General features: G+C 51.5%; 2 pseudogenes. Both read left to right on the forward strand.

The window, feature by feature from the left end:
- Positions 1-379 (forward strand): annotated as a pseudogene (locus tag E2K52_RS14835) (polynucleotide adenylyltransferase PcnB); the annotation flags it as partial.
- Positions 376-487 (forward strand): annotated as a pseudogene (locus E2K52_RS14840) (2-amino-4-hydroxy-6-hydroxymethyldihydropteridine diphosphokinase); the annotation flags it as partial. The pseudogenes E2K52_RS14835 and E2K52_RS14840, both read left to right, overlap by 4 nt.

Consider the following 487-nt stretch of genomic DNA (forward strand, 5'->3'; position numbering starts at 1 on the left):
GCTGCTACGTGAAAAATCGGGCGATGCAACGGCACAAGGGATGGGCACCTGGTGGGATGAATACCAGCAAATGAATGGTGATGAAAAAGAGCGCGCCATTGCCCAATATAACCGTCAGCGTGCCAGAAACCGTCGTAAGGTTTCTCAGGAAGAGCATCTGGAGCAGCGTCTAGTGGCTCAGGAAATGACTGAAATCGAACCGTTGGTGAATGAGCCGGAGCCGCGCAACCGTCGTGTACGTAAAGCCAAATATGAGGCCGAGCGTAAATCCGTTTCCCAGCTAACTGCCAGTGGCGAAATTGGTGCAGATCACCCGATTACCAAACGTAAACGTGTACAGCGTGACTTAAGCCAGGTTATTTTTGGGCCAACACAATGACAGTCAGCTATATCGGTTTGGGAAGCAACCTTGGCGATTCACGCCAGATTTTAGCAGAAGCCGTATACAAGCTGGCCAGCCTGGGGGCGGTCAAAGCGTCGCATTTAT

It is taken from the genome of Acinetobacter sp. RF14B, from assembly GCF_006864105.1.
Lineage (GTDB): Bacteria > Pseudomonadota > Gammaproteobacteria > Pseudomonadales > Moraxellaceae > Acinetobacter > Acinetobacter lwoffii_C.